The 19,048-nt window shown below is 66.5% G+C and carries 11 protein-coding genes; 5 read left to right on the forward strand and 6 right to left on the reverse strand.

What is annotated here, in order from left to right:
- Positions 1-115 precede the first annotated feature (115 nt).
- The gene (gene murQ, locus B1759_RS09505; RefSeq protein ID WP_095514768.1) at positions 116-1,057 is read right to left on the reverse strand and encodes an N-acetylmuramic acid 6-phosphate etherase; all 942 of its coding nucleotides are present in this window, start codon (positions 1,055-1,057) and stop codon (positions 116-118) included.
- Positions 1,050-3,524 (reverse strand): CHAT domain-containing protein, encoded by a 2,475-nt coding sequence (locus tag B1759_RS09510; RefSeq protein ID WP_158225193.1) that lies wholly within the window; start codon positions 3,522-3,524, stop codon positions 1,050-1,052. The genes murQ and B1759_RS09510 overlap by 8 nt, the downstream gene beginning before the upstream one ends.
- A 254-nt stretch (positions 3,525-3,778) precedes the next feature.
- Here B1759_RS09510 and B1759_RS09515 point away from each other — a divergent pair, with 254 nt between their 5' ends.
- The gene (locus B1759_RS09515) at positions 3,779-4,930 is read left to right on the forward strand and encodes a DNA replication/repair protein RecF (RefSeq protein ID WP_095514770.1); all 1,152 of its coding nucleotides are present in this window, start codon (positions 3,779-3,781) and stop codon (positions 4,928-4,930) included.
- Positions 4,927-6,417: a M48 family metalloprotease gene (locus B1759_RS09520; protein WP_095514771.1), complete on the forward strand. Its 1,491-nt coding sequence runs from the start codon at positions 4,927-4,929 to the stop codon at positions 6,415-6,417. Before B1759_RS09515 ends, B1759_RS09520 begins: the two co-directional genes overlap by 4 nt.
- 63 nt (positions 6,418-6,480) lie before the next feature.
- Here B1759_RS09520 and B1759_RS09525 read toward each other — a convergent pair whose 3' ends face one another.
- Both B1759_RS09525 and B1759_RS09530 read right to left on the reverse strand, forming a co-directional pair.
- Entirely contained in the window at positions 6,481-6,906 is a 426-nt protein-coding gene (locus B1759_RS09525; RefSeq protein WP_095514772.1) for a MaoC family dehydratase, read from the reverse strand.
- A 27-nt stretch (positions 6,907-6,933) separates the two neighbouring features.
- On the reverse strand, positions 6,934-7,371 hold the full coding sequence (locus B1759_RS09530; RefSeq protein ID WP_095514773.1) for a thiol-disulfide oxidoreductase DCC family protein: 438 nt from the start codon (positions 7,369-7,371) through the stop codon (positions 6,934-6,936).
- Positions 7,372-7,464: 93 nt separating this feature from the next.
- Between B1759_RS09530 and chrA the strand changes: the two genes are divergently transcribed.
- Positions 7,465-8,604 (forward strand): chromate efflux transporter, encoded by a 1,140-nt coding sequence (chrA, locus tag B1759_RS09535; protein ID WP_198948806.1) that lies wholly within the window; start codon positions 7,465-7,467, stop codon positions 8,602-8,604.
- 69 nt (positions 8,605-8,673) lie between these two features.
- Entirely contained in the window at positions 8,674-11,274 is a 2,601-nt protein-coding gene (locus B1759_RS09540; RefSeq protein ID WP_095514775.1) for an RND family transporter, read from the forward strand.
- Positions 11,275-11,489: 215 nt separating this feature from the next.
- On the opposite strand, the gene B1759_RS09545 is transcribed toward B1759_RS09540, so the two are convergent.
- Both B1759_RS09545 and uvrA read right to left on the reverse strand, forming a co-directional pair.
- On the reverse strand, positions 11,490-12,620 hold the full coding sequence (locus B1759_RS09545; protein ID WP_158225195.1) for a glycosyltransferase family 1 protein: 1,131 nt from the start codon (positions 12,618-12,620) through the stop codon (positions 11,490-11,492).
- A 53-nt stretch (positions 12,621-12,673) separates the two neighbouring features.
- Complete coding sequence (gene uvrA, locus B1759_RS09550; protein ID WP_095514777.1) at positions 12,674-15,622, reverse strand: excinuclease ABC subunit UvrA; 2,949 nt, start codon at positions 15,620-15,622, stop codon at positions 12,674-12,676.
- 287 nt (positions 15,623-15,909) lie between these two features.
- On the opposite strand from uvrA, the gene B1759_RS09555 reads away from it, so the two are divergent.
- Positions 15,910-19,023: a choice-of-anchor Q domain-containing protein gene (locus tag B1759_RS09555; RefSeq protein ID WP_143537329.1), complete on the forward strand. Its 3,114-nt coding sequence runs from the start codon at positions 15,910-15,912 to the stop codon at positions 19,021-19,023.
- Positions 19,024-19,048 lie beyond the last annotated feature (25 nt).

A 19,048-nucleotide genomic window follows, 5' to 3' on the forward strand; every position in this document is an offset into this window, starting at 1 on the left:
AGCGTCGGCGCGGAGGCCAGTTCCCTGTGTGGGCGGACTCCATGGCATCTCCGGTTCTTCCCGTCGGTGTGGGCCGGATGGCATCAACTTCCCTCCGCCCACTGCCCTCGGTCTGTCACCCCGACGCCGCCCCTGGCCTGGTGCCTGCGATAGCGTGTCGGACGAAGCCGTCGGCCTCCTCGATCCGAGCCCGGGCCGCCTCGGCGTCCACGTCGGCCAGGACCATGACGAGAGCGGTCTTGACGTGCCCGTCGGCTGCGTCGAGCACCTCGGCCGCGGTGTCGTAGTCGACGCCCGTGGCCGTCATGACGATTTTCTTCGACCGCTCGACCAGCTTGAGATTGGTCATCTGGAGGTCGACCATCATGTTCTCGTACACCTTCCCGAGGCGGACCATGGTGGCGGTCGAGAGCATGTTGAGGATGAGCTTGGTCGCTGTGCCACTCTTCATGCGCGTCGATCCCATGATCGGTTCCGGTCCGACGTCGGCGCAGATGGCCACGTCCACGTCGAGGTCGAAGCGGCTGCGGGGGTTGCAGGTCACGAACAGCGTCTTGGCTCCAAGCTCCCGGGCCCGCGCCACCGCACCGACCACGTAAGGCGTCCGGCGGCTCGCGGCGATGCCACAGACCACGTCGCGCTCGGTGACGCCCGCGGCGTCGATGTCCTCCGCGCCGTTTGACTCGTGGTCCTCGGCGCCTTCCTGTGCGACGAACATCGCGGCCTGTCCACCGGCGATCAGTCCCTGGACCTGTTCCGGCGGCGTGCCGAAGGTCGGCGGGCACTCCGCGGCATCCAGCACACCGAGGCGGCCGCTCGTTCCGGCTCCGGCGTAGAACAACCGGCCTCCGTTTCGGAACGCGTGCTCGATGATCTCGACGGCCTGCACGACGTAGGGGAGCTCCGGCGTCACCGCGTCTACGGCGCGCTGGTCCTCCTCGTGCAGCATCTGGACGACCTCTGGCAGCGGCGCCGTGTCGATGGTCAGGGTTCGTGGGTTTCGCGTCTCCGTCGTCAGGGTCTGGAGTTCGTCGAAGAGGGCAGGGCGGTCAGGCATTGGCGGGGTGCGGTCGAAAGCGCCAAGCTAGCCCGCCTGCGACTCCGACGGCCCCCAGTGCCAGCCATGTCCATGGAATCCGCGAGCGGAGCGGGACCGGCGATGGGTTTCCCGACAGCACCGGAGCCGCCCAGTAGAACGGGCTGGCGGCCAGTCCCTCGTGATCCTCCAAGTAGGTGAGTTGTGCCTGCTGCAGCGCCTCGTCTTTCCCGAGGCCAGACTCCAGTCCCTCGTAGAAGGACTCCATGAGGCTCGCGGTCGCTCGGTCGGCGACGGGCCAGAGTGTCGCGACCGTCGCATCGGATCCTGCTGCGCGCATGCCATACTGGAGGCCAACCAGTCCCTCACCATCCTGCCTGCCTCCATCGGCCGTCGAGCATCCACTGAGCACCACCAGATCGGCCTGGAGTGGTGTGTTCAGGATTTCGTAGAGGTGGAGGATGCCATCTTCTCCTTCTCCCTCGTGGAGCACGATCCGAGAGTAGAGCGGGAGTTCTGGTCGGGCCTGAGCGTGAGACGCGAGGTGGATGATCCGCGCTTGGCCCGCGTCCCGTTGGAACTGCACCTCGGTCGCCTGCTCATCTCGCAGTACACGCGTCTGTCCGTGGCTCCCTACTCGGCGGACCTCTTCGTGGACGTTGGGAAGGTCAGCGAGCCCGGGGTCGTTCCACGTGGAACGCTCTGAGCCGAACACGCTTCTGCCCATCGCCAGGATGTCGATCTCACGATCCTCCTTGTCGGCCGGTGATGTCACGAGCGCAGCGGCCAGATCTGTCGTGATCGCCCAGTCACGCAGCAGGTAAGGAGCGTTTTCATAGTCCTCCCCGGGAGCGGTCAGGAAGATGGCAAACGGGGCGGTCGTGAGGACTTCGTCCGGGATGATCGTGACCTGCGACGTGGACACCCACATGCGGATGGGCTCCACCAGATCCCGGTAGAGGGCGTGGAGGGGGGGGAGGGAGAACGCCAGGTCCGGGGCGCGTCCGTTCCAGGGAGACCCGATGGCCCGCAAGTGCTCTCGCACGCGCCGGGTCGTCGCAGGGAGCGGGACAGCGACGAGGGTGTCTGCCCGAACGATGAACGCGACGCCTTCGTCGGCGCCGATCATGTAGGAGATCAGTGTGCGGTCCTCATCGGCGAGGATGCGCTGCAGCGCTGCGATGTCCACTGCCTCGTTCGCCGCCGGGGACGCATCGGTCGACGTGAGGTGTGCGATGCGTTGCTGGAGCACGGACACCTCCTCCTGCAGAGCCGCTCGCTCGGCAGCGGACTCGGCGCTGAGCACGTCGAGGCGCGCTGCCGATAGCAAGCTGGCGACGCTGTCGACGGCCTGTCGTGACTCGTCCTTGAGCGAAACGCGGATGCTGTGGTGGCGCCGGAGATCCTGCAGGTATCTCGCTCGGGTGCGGTCCAGCACCTGGAAGGCGCCGACGGCGTCACCCTGGGCAAGCCGCACCCGAGCGAGACCGCGGTACGGCGTCTGCATCAGAGCGAATGCCGAGGCGCTCCAGTCGCCGAGGCCGAGGCGGTCGCGCACGATTTCCCGGCGGTCGATGGCTGCCTGGTACGCCAGTGCGGCGGCCTCCCAGTCGCCCTGCCGCTCGTCGAGGCGGCCGAGGTATTCCAGGGCATCGGCCTCGTTCGGCGTCTCCTCTGTGCGGATCGCTTCCTGGCGGGCGCGTTCGAACGCCGCGCGGGCGCCCTGCAGATCGCCCGAGAGTTCTGCGATCCGCCCCTCGGTGATGTAGGTGTTCCACAGGGCCAGCGGCATCAGGATGCCTGCTCGTTCGGCGAGCCTTCGGGACGACCGCATGCGGGCTCGTGCCAGGTCCATGTCGCCACGCCAGGCTGCCACGAGTGCACTCAGGTTGGCGACGTGCGCCCGGTGACCAGCAGGCTGGCCGTCCGAAGACAGCACCGCCAGTGCGGCGGAGGTCCGCCGGTCCAGCAGGTCGATCAGGGAGTCGCGCTCGGCATCGGAGCCCGCGCGCTGGATCTGCTGATCGGTCAAGATGGACAGGCTGGTCAGTGCTGACCCTTGCTGGTCTAACAAGGCGGGGTCGCTCTCCAGACTGTCCGCGATGAGGCGGAGCGCCGACTCGAAGTACTCGGTCGCAGGGCCCTCCTCGCCGAGATACCGCGCGATGTAGCCAGCAGTGATCAGCGCGCGGGCGCCGTGGACGGCCTCGGCCTGGTCGGCGAAACTGGCCGCTCGGAACGTCGCCTGTGCCCCTTCCAGACTCCTTCCGAGTTGCCGGAGCGCGTACCCCCGATGATTGTGCAACATGATCTTGGATCGGATGCTCGTGTGGGAGCCCGCCCCCTCCAGGTACCGGGCGATCCATGCCTCCATCTCGGCGTAGCGCTCGTCCATGACGTACAGGAACGCAGTGTGCTCCTGCAATCTGCCCAGGCAGATCGGAGCCGTTTCGCCGTACTGGTTCTTCAGCACCTGGAGGCGGTCCATCAGGACGCGCCGTGCCTCGGGCCCGTCGTTGCGTCGCTCGACGAGGTCCTCGTAGAGAGAAGCTCGGCGTTCTTCGCACTCCCGTTCATCCTGTGGCCCCCCCCAAGCGTCCGCTGTCACTACCAGGACACCCAGGAGTCCAAGTACAAGACTGATGCGAGAAGCTGAACCCATCTGGTGTGCAGTGTGCGGGACATGAGATTAGCGAACATCGCAGACGGCGACCGGTATGACTCCGCCGCCCCTGATTGTCCGTGCGCCTTCGTCGTCTCTCGTTGTCCTCCTTCCGCGCGCACACCGCGACGATGCTCGACTTCGCGCCCCGCGTGAACCTTCTCGTCGGGGCGAATGGAGCGGGGAAGACGAACGTCCTGGAGGCGCTCGGCACTCTCTGTCTGGGGAAGAGCTTTCTCGGCGCCTCGGATGCGACCCTGTTACAGCGCGGTGCTCCTCACTTCACCGTCGAGGGTGTGTTCGATGGGGAAGATCGTCCCGATGTCCGGCTCCGCCTCGCGTTCGTTCCGGGGGAGGGGAAGCGAGCCTTTGCGAACGGTGCTGCTCTGGATCGCCTGGCGGATTTGGTCGGACGCGTTCCGGTCGTCATCCTGTCTCCCTCCGATCATGAGTTGACCGCGGGCGGGCCCGTCGAGCGTCGGCGCCTGCTGGACGCCACGTTGAGCCAGGTCTTCCCGGTCTACCTGGACGACGTACTCAAGTACCGACGGGCGCTCAAGCAGAAGAACGCGCTCCTGCAGCAGGTCCGCCGCGGCCGTCCCCAGGCTCCCGGGACCATGGACGCGTGGGATGAGGAACTGGCCACCCTCGGGGGGCGCATCGTTGCCCGCCGGCGCTCGTTCCTCAATCGGTTTGCGGAGTTGCTCGTGGACGCCTACGATCTCCTCGGCTCGCCCGGCGGCGTGCCCTCGTTGGCGTACCAACCGTCGAGCGGGTCTGATGATGCGGATGACACTGATGCGATGCGGCGCTCGCTCGCTCGCACTCGGCGACGCAGCGTCGATCTCGGCCGGACACTCGTGGGCCCCCACCTCGACGAAGTCGCGTTTCAGATCGACGGCTTCGACCTGCGGCCGTATGCGTCTCAAGGACAGCATCGGACCTTCGCCCTGGCCGTCCGGGTCGCCCAAGCACTCTACGTCCGGGAGCGCACCGACGAGCCGCCCCTTCTTCTGCTCGACGACGTGTTCGGGCCTCTCGATCCCGATCGGTCTCGCGTCGTTCTCGACCTTCTCGTATCGGGTACGCTCGGTCAGTCCTTCGTCACGGCTGCGCGGTCAGAACCCTTCGACGGTGTCGTGCCGTTCGAGGCCGACGAGCATGCTGCGTTTCACGTGGAACGTGGCGTCGTCGCAGCTTTGCATCCCCTTCCCACCGCTCCTCTCTCATGATGAACCCCTTACGTCTGGCCTTCCGGCCGGCCCTCTCTCTCGTGCTGGTCGCCATGCTGTCGGCGTGCGGCACCACGAACGTCAACTACGTCACCGGCGAGCAGCAGCGCGGTGCCTATACCTGGGCTCAAGAGGTCCAACTGGGTACCGAGGCGGATCAGCAGATCCAGGCTCAGTTCGGCCTCTACGATGATCCATCCTTGACGGCCTACGTCGAGCGCGTCGCGCAGGATGTGCTGAGCACGAGTGCCTACAATGATCCGAACACGCCTCAGGAGATCAAGAACACGCCGTTCTACTTCCGAGTGCTGGACTCCCCCGTGGTGAACGCGTTCGCGCTGCCTGGCGGATACGTGTACGTGACTCGGGGGCTCCTCGCTTACCTGGAGAATGAAGCTCAGTTGGCCGTGGTCCTCGGGCACGAGATCGGCCACGTGCTCGGCCGGCACTCCTCTGAGCAGGCTGCCCGAGCCCAGCTCAGTCAGTTCGGTCTTCTCGGGGCTGCTGTCCTGGGAGGCGTCGTCGGCGGCGGCCGGGTGGCCGAGGGCATTCTGAACTACGGTGGGACCGGCCTCCAGCTTCTCCAGCTTAGCTACGGCCGTGATGCCGAGCGGGAGGCCGATCAGGCGGGCGTCGCCTACGCTGAGTTTGCTGACTACGATGCGTCCGAGGCCGCCCGCTTCTTCGTCTCCCTCCAGCGGCTCAGCCAGCAGTCGGGGCAGAGCGTGCCCAGCTTCCTCTCCACCCACCCGGATCCGGGCGAGCGAGCCCAGACGATTCCGCAGCTCGCGGCTCAGTACGACCCGCAGGGGACCGAGGTGAACGCGGCTCCGTTCCTCGCTCAGATTCAGGGCATCGTGCTCGGTGAGGATCCCCGGCAGGGCTTCACCGAGGGCAACCGGTTCTACCACCCGGAGCTCCGCTTCGTGCTGTCCTACCCGAACGGATGGCAGACGCAGAACTCGCCGTCGGCTTTCTTGATGGGTGAGCCCAACGGAGCGGCTGTGATCCAGTTGACGCTCGCGCAGGGTACCTCCGCGTCCTCCGCAGGTCGCGCCCTCGCCCAGCAGCAGGGCGTCCAGGCCTCCTCTAGTGGTGCGGTCTCGGTGAACGGCTACCCGGCGTACCGAGTGGAGGGGACGGCTCAGCAGCAGAGCGGTGCCGCGGGCTTCTCAGCGACCTTCATCGAGTACGGCGGTCAGGTCTATCAGATTCTCGGCCTCACGGCCGCGGGCTCCTTCGGCCAGTACGCGAGCGTCTTCCGTTCGACGGCGGGGAGCTTCGACCGGCTCACCGACAGCCGCTACCTCAACCGGCAACCGTCGCGACTGGAAGTGACGACGGTTAACAGCGCGACGACCCTCCAGGCCTTGCTCCAGGGCCGGACGATTCCGGGCGGCGAGACGACGCAGTCCATCGCCATCATGAACCAGCTGGACCTCACGACCCGCATTCCGGCGGGCACGACGGTGAAGCTGCCCGGCTGACCCCGTCCGCCTCGGAGCCTACTACAGAGGGCCTGGATCACTTCGATCCAGGCCCTTCTTGCGTCAGTCCTGCTCGTCGGCGGGAGGGGGGATGACGACAGCCTCACCCCCGAGCGACATCTTGCCGTTGCAGTAGGCGTACATCCGGACCTTGACGTGACCGTGACGCTCGATCTTCTCCGCCACCTTCACCTCTATGGTTACCTCCTCGCCGACCGGCACCGGGCGCAGGAACTTGGCCGATAGCGAGACGGCGATGGAGCCTGGACCGGGGAAGTCCCGGCCGAGCACCTTCGACGCGATCCCGAGCAGGTAGACCCCGTGGACGACCGGCTTGCCGAACCGGCTCGCCGCACCCGCAGCCTCGTCGATGTGGATCGGGTTGTCGTCTCCGGTAACATCGGCGAACGCGCGGACATCGTCCATCGTGATCTGACGCGACCAGGAGAAGCTGTCGCCGACGGAGAGGGAATCGTAGGTATGGGCCATCAGTGGGGAGGGGAGAGGGTCGTGAGGCTACGACGCAGGGCCGGTGGATGCCAGTTCATCCGCATCCAAGAACCGGTCCCGTTCCCCCGGACGAGGCATGCGACACGCCTCGCGGGTCCCAAACCACTGGTAGCGGTTCTCCGCGACGCCATCGTAGAGCCAGTCGCGGATGACCCTGGGGATCCAGCGTCCGACAGCGGCCCATCGCCAGGGCGCGTCCAACCGCGCAGCGATACGCCACGCCGCCTCAGACCGCTCGTACACGTCCGCACCGTTCACCAGGACGACCGAGTCGAGTCGGTCAGGATCGAGACTGTGGGACTCCAGCAACCGCCTTCCTACGTTGGACTGAAGCGACGCAAACCGGAAGGCTTCTGCTGAGTCGTGGTCGAGGATGAACTGGACGGACCGATCGCAAAGGGTGCAGACGCCGTCAAAGAGGAGGATCGGGCCGTCGTCGAGCATGGAAACCGGGGCGATGGGGAGCGGGGTAGGGGGACCTACGCTCTCGCTCCATTGCAGATGCACGCGCCTCCGTCTTCGTCGCTGGGTGCCCGGTTGGCTGAACTCGCCCGGCTCTTCTTCACACTGGGCGTCGTGGGCTTCGGTGGCCCTGCCGCACACATCGCGATGATGGAAGACGAGGTGGTCCAGAAGCGGCAGTGGATGTCCCCGCAGTCGTTTCTCGATCTCGTCGGTGCGACCAATCTGATTCCAGGGCCGAACTCGACAGAGATGACGATGCACGTCGGCTTCTCGCGGGCCGGGTGGCTCGGTCTCTTCGTGGCCGGCGCGTCCTTCATTCTGCCCGCTTCGGGGATGACGCTCGCGCTGGCGTGGCTCTATGTCCGCAGCGCTGAGATTCCAGATGTGGCGCCCGTGCTCGCTGCCATCCCGGCCGCCGTGCTGGCTGTGATTCTGGGTGCCCTCTGGCGCCTCGGCAAAAAAGCCATTGCTTCGGTGCCGACGGGGCTGGTAGCGCTCGGTATCACGGCTCTGCTCATGCTCGGCGTGCGCGAGATCCCGGCCCTCCTCGGGGGAGGACTGGTGGGTGGAGTGGTTCTCTACATGGTGCGTCGACCCACCGCGCCTCCATCCTCGTTGGCGTCCGTGAGTGCGGTCCCGCTCCTGGGCGTGCTCTTCCAGGGGGCGGCCGCTGCGGCACCCTCCCTCGGAACCCTCGGGCTCTTTTTCCTCAAGGTCGGCGCTGTCCTCTATGGAAGTGGCTACGTCCTCGTTGCCTACCTCGAGGCGGACGTGGTGGGCCGGTTCGGGTGGCTCACGCAGACCCAGTTGCTCGACGCCATCGCGATCGGGCAGCTCACGCCAGGCCCGGTACTCACCACCTCGACAGCCGTTGGCTACCTCGTCCAGGGTGTGCCCGGTGCTGTGGTGGCGACAGCCGCCATCTTCCTTCCGGCGTTTGTGTTTACGGGTCTCTTGCACCCGCTCGTCCCCAAGCTCCGCGAACACCCGTTCACGGCAGCCCTGCTCGATGCCGTCAATGCAGCATCGGTCGCTCTCATGGCCGTCGTCACAGTTCGGCTTGCTCTGGGTGCATTGACCACTCCCGCAGCATGGGGGATCGCGGTGGGTGCTGTGGTGCTCGTGCTCTGGCGAGGGGTAAACGTGGTGTGGTTGATTCTCGCCGCAGCGATCATCGGCTGGTCACTCCACGCTGTTGGGATTCCGGTCTGACGTTTCACGTGAAACCAGAGGGCTGCCCTGGTTTCTGACCTAGTCTCCGCTCGTCCTCTCTGACCGCCCGTGGTATTCGACCGTCTCCGGTTCATTCCTCGCTGGATCGTGGCGCACCCGTTGCTGGTGGTCGCGCTCGCGCTCGCGCTGTCGGTGCTGGGGGTCTGGCGAGCGATGGATCTCCGGATCGACTCGAACATCATCACGCTCCTGCCGCCCGAGTACACGAGCGTTCAAGCGATCACCCGGCTGCAGGAGAACGTCGGTGCCGAGACGACGGTGGACGTCGCGATCTACAGCCCGTCGTTCGAGAAAAACCTCGCGTTCGCAGAAGCTCTGGTGCCCGCTGCGATGGCGATGACGCAGCCGGCAGGAGGGGATCCGTACTTCACGCGCGTCGACTTCCGCCGCGATGTTCGGTTCGTGTCCGAGAACGCGCTCTACTTCGCCACCTTCGAGGAGCTGGACCGTCTGGAGCGCTTCCTCAGGGAGCAGGCACAGCAGGTCCGGTCGGCGACAGATCCACTACGGATGGATCTTTTCGGAGCGGCACAGGACAGCGCGCGTGCGCAACGCCAGCGGGAGGGAGACCAACTCCGGGCCGACCTCGCGCAACTGGCGCTGACAGAGTACTTCCTCAGCCCTGACTCCACGACGCTCGTCGTCAAGTTCTACCCGACCGGATCTCAGACCGATCTCGCCTTCGTCGAGCGTCTGTACGCCGACCTCGACAGCACGATCGCGAGACTCGACCCGCAGTCGTACGATCCGAACATGGAGGTGACAGCGGCGGGGCGCCTGCTCCGTCAGACCATCGAGGTGCGCTCGATCACCAACGATGTGCGCAACTCCTTCGGCGCCGGTGTGCTGTCGGTGATCCTGGCAGTGGTGCTGTACTTCCTCTACAAGTCGATCCAGGCCAAGACCGGCGGGCGGTTGGTCTGGCGTGTCGTCGGGAGCGAGTTGTTGCGGACGCCGGTCACGGCGCTTCTCCTGACGGTTCCATTGCTCATCAGTCTGTCGTGGGCAGGCGGAGTCGCAGGGGTGGCGTTTGGGACGCTCAACTTGATGACCTCGACGCTCGGGCTCGTGCTCTTCGGGCTCGGGATCGACTATGGGATTCACTTCTACGCACGCTACGCAGAGGAGCGCGGCCTCGGGCGTGGCGTGGGCGCGGCTGTCGAGGAGACGTTCGTGAGCACCGGCCAGGGCATCGCTGTCTCGGCGCTCACGACCGCCAGCGCGCTCTTCGTGCTGCAGCTGGCCGACTTCCGCGGCTTCAGCGAGTTCGGGTTGATCGGTGGCCTCGGCATCCTCTTCGCCGTCGTCTCGATGCTCACCGTCCTGCCCGCGCTCCTGGCCATCGCGGAGCGCACCGGCGCACTCGATCTCCAGCTCCGCGGAGAGGCGGTCACGGTCGACACCGACCCACGCTTTCCATTCGCGCGAACCATCGTGGTGGTCTGCCTGGCGGTTACGGTCGCGTGCGTGATCGCCATCCCGAAGGTCTCGTTCGAGTACAACTTCTCGAATCTGGAGCCCGAGTACGACGAGTACTACCGACGCGCCGAGGCCCTGGAGCCGGTATTCGGTCAGAGCGAGCGGCGCAACCCTGCGTATCTCCTCCTCGACACTCCACAAGCAGTTCAGGAGGTCACCGAGGCTGTCAAGTCCCTCTCGGAGCAAGACTCGCTCATCCTCGCTGTCGAGAGCCTGCAGGAGCGCTTCCCAACCGACAGCGCTGGGATCGCTGCCAAGCTGATCCGCCTCGCCGACATTCGCGAGGTGCTCAACGACCCGTTCCTCCTGGCCGACACGACAGGTCAGATCGACCGCCTCCGGAGGGCGGCCTCGGCGACTGAGCCCATTCCTCTCGATAGCGTCCCGGCATTTCTGACTCGGCCGTTCACGACGCGAAGCGGGGAGATCGGCAACTTCGTGATCGTCTTCCCGCGTGGCAACATGGCGGATGGCCGACGCTCGATCCGGTTCGCCGAACTGATCGGCCAGGTCTCGACGCCAGAGGGCGGGGAGTACTACGCAGCATCCACCCAGCTCGTCGCAGCCGACATGCTCAGGCTGATGCAGGAGGAGAGCCCGCTCATGGTCGGTGTCACCTTCCTACTCGTCTTCCTCCTGGTCTACGTCTCGTTCCGCTCGTTGAAGTGGACGTTCGTGGCGGTCATGCCGCTCATGATCGGGCTGTCGTGGATGCTGGGGATGATGGAGCTCTTCGGGGTCCAGTTGACGTTCTACAACCTCGTCGTGCTTCCGACCGTGCTCGGGATCGGCAACGACGGTGGGGTCCACCTGACGCACCGCTACCGAGAAGAGGGAAGAGGCTCGGTTCGTCGCGTCCTCCGGTCGACTGGCGAGCACGTCACGATGGGCGCGCTCACCAACCTCGTCGGGTTCGGCGGACTGCTTCTGTCGTCTCACCCCGGCCTCCGGTCCATCGGAGTCCTGGCGGTCGTCGGCATCGGTGGGACGCTGGCTGCGACGCTCGTCTTCTACCCGGCTCTGCTCCAGGTTCTCGAAGACAACCACTGGCTCGACCGCACACGCAAGCGCCGTCGGCAGTACGACCTCGGCGACCCCGAGGCGATCCGGCGTCCTTCGTTCAAGCTCCGCCCGACCTCTGAGCGCGCGCAGCCGACCGACAGGAGCTAACGGTGCTCCAAGTAGCCAAAACGTTCGTCGTCATCGCGTAGCCCAGAGCTTCGCGGCGGGGAGATTCCGGCCGTGGGGAGGGTAAGTTGTTGGCGCACAAGAGACTGGGCTTTATATAATCGTCCGATTACGCCCTGGTTAAGCTCCAGATGGGCCTCTTGACCGGATGTCGAACCGGAAATCCCCGCCGCCCCGCCGAAGAAGTACGTCTTCCGCTAACCAGAGATGACTCCGCGGTAGTAGGTCACCATGCGCTCGAGAACCTCGGACCAGTCGTAGGCCGAGGCAGCGATCCGAGCCTCCGCACCGAGGCGATGTCGGAGCGACGCGTCCGTCACGAGGCGTCGCGTCGCGTCGAGGAAAGCGGCGCGGTCACGCGGCGGGCAGAGGAGGCCGGTCCGTCCGTCATCAATGAGGCTGGCCGTCCCAGCTGCATCGGCCGCAACGACGCCGAGGCCAGAGGCCATCGCCTCCAGGGTGACGTTGCCGAACGTCTCGGTCTCGCTCGGGAAGAGAAACACATCAGACGACGCATACGCTGTCGTGAGATCGTCTCCCGACAAGTGCCCTGCGAAGACGGCGTCGGGCAGAGCCGCACGAAGACTCTCTTGCTCTGGTCCCTCTCCGACGACCAGGGCGCGCACAGGGTGTCCCTCTGCCTGAAGAGACCGGACCGTCTCCGCGAACACATCGAGGCCCTTCTCCTTCACCAGCCGGCTCACGAACGACACGATCACTTCTTCCTCTGAGAAGCCCTGCCCCTGTCGCCACACGTCCGACCGCGCCTCGGGGCGGAAGCGGTCCAACTCGATGCCCCGCGGCCAGAGACGGATCGTGGACCTGATGCCGTGAGCGATCAAGGCATCACGCATCGCTGGAGTCGGGGCATACACCTCCTCGCATCGGTTGTAGAACCCTCGCAACCGGGACCAGAGGAGGCCCTCCGACCACCCGAGGTGGTAAAAGTCCAGGTAGGACGCGAAGTGCGTGTGGTAGGTCGTGACGATCGGTATATCGAGTGTTTCTGCCCATTTCAACGCCCGGTGACCTAGAATGTCTGGTGTCGCAATGTGGACGACATGGGGAGCGAATCGCTCGACCGCCCGCTGCGCGTCGGCCGGAAAGCGCGTACTCATCCGGTACTCGGGTCGTCCAGGAAGGGCGACGGAGGGCACAGCCAGGAAGGTGCCCGGCTGATCGAGAGGGTCGTCGATGGTCGGTCCAAGGACGAGAACCTCATGCCCCTGACCCGTCAGGTAGCCGACGAGGCGGCCGAGCGTCCTCGACACGCCATCCTCGACATGGTTGTAGTTTCCCGTAAAGAGGGCGATGCGCAGAGGGGACACGTGATCCGAGGGCCGTGGGGTGTAGGAGATACCCACACTCGCGCTCCCGCGCACTAGGCGAGAGCCTCGCGCAGGAACGGTGCCGTGTGGCTGGCCTCCACCAGCGCGACCTGCTCTGGGGTGCCTTCGGCGACCACGAAGCCGCCCCGGCGGCCTCCCTCCGGGCCGATGTCGATGAGCCAGTCGGCGGCCTTGATCACGTCGAGGTTGTGCTCGATCAGGACGACGGTATGGCCCGCCTCGACGAGCGCGTTGAAAGCCGCGAGGAGCTTCCGGATGTCATCGAAGTGGAGGCCGGTCGTGGGCTCGTCGAACAGATAGAGCGTGTGGCCCTGGTGGGTTTTGCTGAGGTGCGCCGCCAGCTTGACGCGCTGGGCTTCGCCGCCAGAGAGCGTGTTGGACGGCTGGCCGAGCGTGAGGTACCCGAGGCCGACCTCCTGAAGGGTCTTTAGCTTCTTCTCGACCCGCTTCTGACCCTTGAAGAAGGCGACCGCCTCGTCGACCGTCAGGTCGAGGATCTCAGCGATGTTCTTCCCCTTGAACCGGATCTCCAGCACGTCCTGCTTGAAGCGAGCGCCGTGGCACGCCTCGCATTCCAGGTAGAGGTCGGCCAGGAACTGCATCTCGACCTGCACGACGCCTTCGCCCTGGCACGTCTCGCAGCGCCCACCGGGCACGTTGAACGAGAACGTCCCCGCACGGTACCCGCGGACCTTCGCCTGGTGCGTGCTGGCGAGCAACTCACGGATCGCGTCGAACGCCTTGATGTAGGTCACCGGGTTGGAACGCGGGCTCTTTCCGATGGGTGACTGGTCGACCATCTCGACGGTCTCGACGAGTTGCGCACCTGTGATCTCGTCGTGCGCGCCGACCTTGCCCTCGAAACTGTTGCCCTTGATCCGCTGGAGCGCGGCGTAGAGCGTCGAGTGGACCAGGGTCGACTTGCCGGATCCGGAGACGCCGGTGACGACGGTGATGACGTCGAGCGGGAAGGACACGTCCAGTCGCTTCAGGTTGTGCTGCCGCGCGCCCTTGACCGTGATCATGCGCTCGGGGTCGATCTCGCGGCGGGACTCAGGGACAGGAATCGTTTTGCGACGCGAGAGGTAGGCGCCAGTGAGGCTGTTGGGGTCGTCGAGGGCAGCGTCGAACGATCCCTGAAACATGACCTCGCCGCCGAGCGCGCCCGAGCCCGGCCCGATGTCGATGATCTGGTCTGCCCGGCGCATCATCTGCTCGTCGTGCTCCACCACGAGGACCGTGTTGCCGATGTCGCGGAGGCCTTCCAGGATCGTGATCAACCGGTCGTTGTCGCGTGGGTGGAGGCCGATCGTCGGCTCATCCAGCACGTAGAGGCTGCCGACGAGGCTCGATCCGAGGCTGGTCGCGAGGTTGATCCGCTGGGTCTCGCCCCCGGAGAGCGTCATCGCGAGGCGGTCCAGCGTCAGGTAGTCCAGCCCGACGTCGACCAGCGTCGTGAGGCGCTTGCGGACCTCCGTCAGCAGGCGTCCGGCGACCTCTTGGTCGTGCTCCGACAACTCGACGGCATCGAAGAAGGCCTTGGCGTCGGCGGTCGTCAGTTCAGACAGCTCGCCGATGTGGAACCACTCGGTCGCGTCGTCCGCCGAGGCGCCCAGGGCGGGGCCCTTCAGCTTGACATGGAGCGCCTGCGGACGAAGCCGGAACCCGTCGCACGCCGGGCACCGCGTATAGCCGCGGAAGCGCGCCGCGTAGATGCGATAGTGCATCTTGTACTGCTTCTTCTGGAGGTAGGCAAAGAAGCCATTCACCCCGGCGTACTCGCCCTTGCCTGCCCACACGAGGTCTTTCTGGGCCTTGGGCAGCAGGGTGTAGGGAACGTCTAGGTCGATCCCCTCCTGGCCCGCGATGCGGACAAGCGCGCGCTGGTGACTGGACCACTGCTCTGTGCGGAACGGAGCGAGCGCGCCCTGGCGGAGCGACAACTCCGGGTTCGGGATGACGAGGTCCGGGTCGACGCCGGGGACGCGTCCGAAGCCCTGGCAGGCCGGGCAGGCGCCGAGGGGGCTGTTGAAGGAGAACAGCTGAGGCGTCGGCTCCTCGAACGTCATCCCGTCGCGCTCGAAGAGCGCGGAGAACGGGATCACCTCGAACGGGCCTTCCTTCGGGGCCGTGATGACCACCGCCCGCTCCTCGCCTTCGGCGAACGCCTGCTCGACGGAGTCTGCGATGCGATTGGTGGTGGCGTCCTTGTCGGGGTCCGTAGCCAGCCGGTCGACCAGGACGTACAATCGCGCGACGGGCGTCCGCACGGCGTCCGAGGCGATCTCGCTCAGGTCGATCACCTCCGCCTGCGCGCCCTTCGCAGCCTGCTTGTCGGTCGGCAAGGCGACGAGGCGGAAGAAGCCGCGGGCGCGGAGCGCGTCGAGCTCCTGGGTCTTCTTGACTCCCTTGTGCGCCGGGAAGGGGAAGCAGAGGTAGAACCGCGTCTTGGCAGGCAGCGCCGCCTGCACCGCCTCGGCAGCCGAGCGGGGCGAGTCGCGCGTCACGACCTCGCCCGACACCGGCGAGATCGTGGTCCCGACGCGCGCCATGAGCAGGCGCAGGTAGTCATAGACCTCCGTCTGCGTGGCGACCGTCGAGCGCGGGTTCTTGGTGCCGGTCTGCTGCTCGATAGCGATCGCGGGCGCGAGGCCCGTGATCAGGTCCACATCGGGCTTGTCCATCCGGTCGAGGAACTGGCGCGCATAGGCGCTCAGGCTCTCGACGTACCGCCGCTGGCCCTCGGCGTAGATCGTGTCGAACACCAGCGACGACTTGCCGGAGCCCGACGGTCCGGTCACGACCACCAACTGCCGCTTCGGAATCGTGACGTCGATGCCTTTCAGGTTGTGCTGCCGCGCGCCCTTCACCACGAGATCCCGCCCGACGAATCGGTTCTTGGTGTCGGCGGCGACCTTCGTCTTGCGCGAGGTCTTGGTCTTCGGGGCCGTGCTCGTAGGGGCCTGAGTCGTCTTCGCCATCGGGAGGAGGTGGGGTCGGAGCGTCGGTGCAAACGCTGGAGAGGCGCCAACGCTGCCCAGCCACCGAAGATGCCCGCGACCTGTGAAACCGTGGTGTCAGCCGTGGGGGATCCCACGGGCGACGTGTCCTGGGTTGTCCCACCGCGGAAGTCAGACAGACTCTCATATGTGTACGAGAGTGGAACGGAAAGGAGGCGAGAAAGGAAGCACCCCTCCATCTCATTGGGTCAGGACACTGGCCTCGACTGATCTCTCTTCATCGTTCGCATTCCCACCACCCTCTCTCCATGACCTTCTCTACACCTCGCGTGGGCGGCGCACTTCAGCGCGCCACGCTTCTCCTCACTCTGCTTCTTTCCGTTGGCTGGTCGGTGGCGGCACAGGCGGCCACGATCACCGTCGACACCAACAACGACGAGCAGAACACCGACGGTGACTGCTCGCTGCGCGAGGCGATCGCCGCTGCAAACACCGACGCGGTCGTGGACGGTTGCACCGCTGGCGACGGCGCCGACACCATCGTGTTCGGAGGAGGCGTGCTGCTGCCGAACGTGACGCTGAACCAGGACGGCTTCGTCGTCACGTCGCAGATCTCGATCGACGGCGCCCTGTTGCTCGGGACGATCACACTCGATGGAGACAACCGGTACCGCATCTTCGACGTGAGCACCAGCGGCGACCTCACTCTGTCCAACATGACCCTGACGCGCGGCGGTCGCGTTGACCGAGGCGGGGCGGTCCTGGTGCGCGAGGGCGCTCGGTTCTCGGCCTCCGACGTCTCCTTCGACGACAACTGGGCAGCGGGCGACGCGGCGACCGACGGCGGCGGCGCCATCTACGCGCTCGGCCCGATCGACCGGCTCGAGGACGCGACGTTTTCGAACAACCGTGCCATCGGCACCTCGGGCTCGGGCGGTGCCATCTTCCTCAACGGCGCCGACGCCATGCTCGTCAATGTGACGTTCACAGCGAACCGCGCCCAGCGGGCTGGCGGCGGCATCGAGAACCGCGACGGGGCCCTGACGATGGCCGGCGTCGACTTCTCGGCCAACAACGCGGGCATGAACCCGGGCAACGGCGGGGCGGTCCATCTCTCGGCCGACGGTTCGGCCGACATCACCGGCGGCATGGTCTCGGAGAACGTGGCTCGCGAAGGCGGCGGCTTCTGGAATAGCGGCGAGACGATGCGTGTCTCGAACACCATGTTCACCGGCAACATCGCCGTGGGCGACGGCTCCGCGGACCGGATTCAGGGTGGGGGTGCCCTCTTCAACGACGGCGGCCTGCTCATCCTCCAGAACATCACCGCGATCGACAACCACGCGATCGGGACCTCGGGGTCGGGAGGCGCCATTCTCAACGGGAGCGGCGGCGCGACCTGGGTCATGACGAGCACGGTTTCCGAGAACGTCGCTCGCCGCGCCGGCGGCGGGCTTGAAGACGACGGCGGCACGGTCGTCATCGTCATGTCGACGTTCGAGGAGAACCGGGTCGTGGCTGCGGCCAACCCCGGCAACGGCGGCGCCGTCCACAGCGGCGGCGGGACCGTCGTGGTGGCCGGCGGACAGTACCACCGGAACGTAGCGATCGAAGGCGGCGCCTTCTGGACCAGCGGCGCGCTGGTGATCACCGGCGACGAAGCTGGCATCCCCGACCCGATGGACATGGACATCGTGATTCCGACGGTCACGCCGGCTGCGATCACGCGCAACGTGGCGCGGGGCAACGACGCAGACCAGGGCGGCGGCGGCCTCTATGCCACGCCGTCGGGCGTGATCCAGGTGTTCGAGGCCCTCATCGAGAGCAACGTCGCCAACGGTACGTCCGGCTCGGGCGGCGGCATCTTCTCGGCTGGTGACCTGCTCGCCCAGGGCACCTCGATCCGCCGCAACCGAGCCAACCGGGCCGGTGGTGGCATCGAAGACGCGGGCGGTACGGTCTCGCTGACCGACGTTCGCCTCGACAAGAACTGGATCCAGGACGGCGCGCCCGGGAACGGCGGCGGCCTCCACAGCGGAGGCGGCGACGTGACCATCACGCGTGGCATCATCGCCGACAACATGGCCGTCGAAGGCGGTGGCCTGTGGACGAACGGGACGCTGACGATCAACGGCGGCGCCGATGGGGACAACGACGACGACGACGACGCAGAGGACGGCGACCGGTCGTTCTTCACGGTCCTCTCTGGCAACGAGGCCTCAGGTGACGAGGCGGGCATCGGTGGCGGCGGTCTCTACGTGGAGACTGGCGGCATAGCGTCGGTCCGGTACACGCTCATCAACGGCAACACGGCCAACGGCACGGCGGGCTCAGGCGGTGGCGTCCTCGTCGCCGACGGTGCCTCGGCGACGCTCGCGTTCTCCGAGGTCACCGGCAACACGGCCAACCGCGCCGGCGCGGGCATCGAACTGTTCGACGACGGAAGCACGGATGACGAGACGACCGTCTCGCTCCGCCAGGTGTACGTCGCGAACAACGTCATCGACGAGGGCGCACCGGGCAACGGGGGCGGCCTCCACGCTGGCGGTGCCGGAGCGGTGGACGTGTCGATGAGCACGTTCGCCAACAACGGCGCGGTCGAAGGCGGTGGCCTGTGGATCAACGCCGCGGGCTCGCTGACGATGGGCAACTCGACCGTCACGGGCAACACGTCCGATACGGACGGTGGGGGCATCTACGACAACGGAGGGGCCTCCATCGCGCTGTCCAGCGTCACGGTCGCCCTCAACAGCGCCGACAACGATGGCGGCGGCCTGTTCTCGGCGAGCACCGACATGTTCACGGTCCAGAACACCATCGTCGCAGACAACTCGGCCGGCGGGATGGGCCCGGACTGCTCCGGAACGTTCGACTCGGACGGGTATAACCTGATCGGGGACGTAACCGGCTGCACCGTCAACGGTGACGACACCGACACCGACGGGCAGAACCCGATGCTGGCGCCGCTCGCAGCGAACGGTGGCTTCACCCCGACGCACGCGCTGATGGAGGGAAGCCCCGCCATCGACTCGGGCGACTCGGCGTTCGATGTCGACCAGCGTGGCATGACGCGTTCGATGTCGCCCGACGACCGCGGCGCGTACGAGACCGAAGGCGGCGGTACCTCGACCTCGACGGGTGAGGAGCCGCAGGCAGGGGCCTTCGCCCTCGGGACCCCGCAGCCGAACCCCTCGGCCGGCCGTACGCGAGTCACGTTCTCCGTAGCCGAGGCTGCCCCGGTGGAACTGGCGCTCTTCAACGTGCTCGGCCAGCGCGTGCTGACGGCCTTCGAGGGCCCGGTGAGCGCGACTGCCCCGCAGACCGTCGACCTCGACGTGAGCGGTCTGGCGTCGGGCGTCTACGTCCTCCGCTTGATGAGCGGTGGCGATGTGGAGACCCGCCAGGTCACGGTCGTCCGCTAGACGCGGCTCGGCCCGGCGACTCGGC

This window comes from Rubrivirga sp. SAORIC476 (genome assembly GCF_002283555.1).
Classification (GTDB): Bacteria; Bacteroidota; Rhodothermia; order Rhodothermales; family Rubricoccaceae; genus Rubrivirga.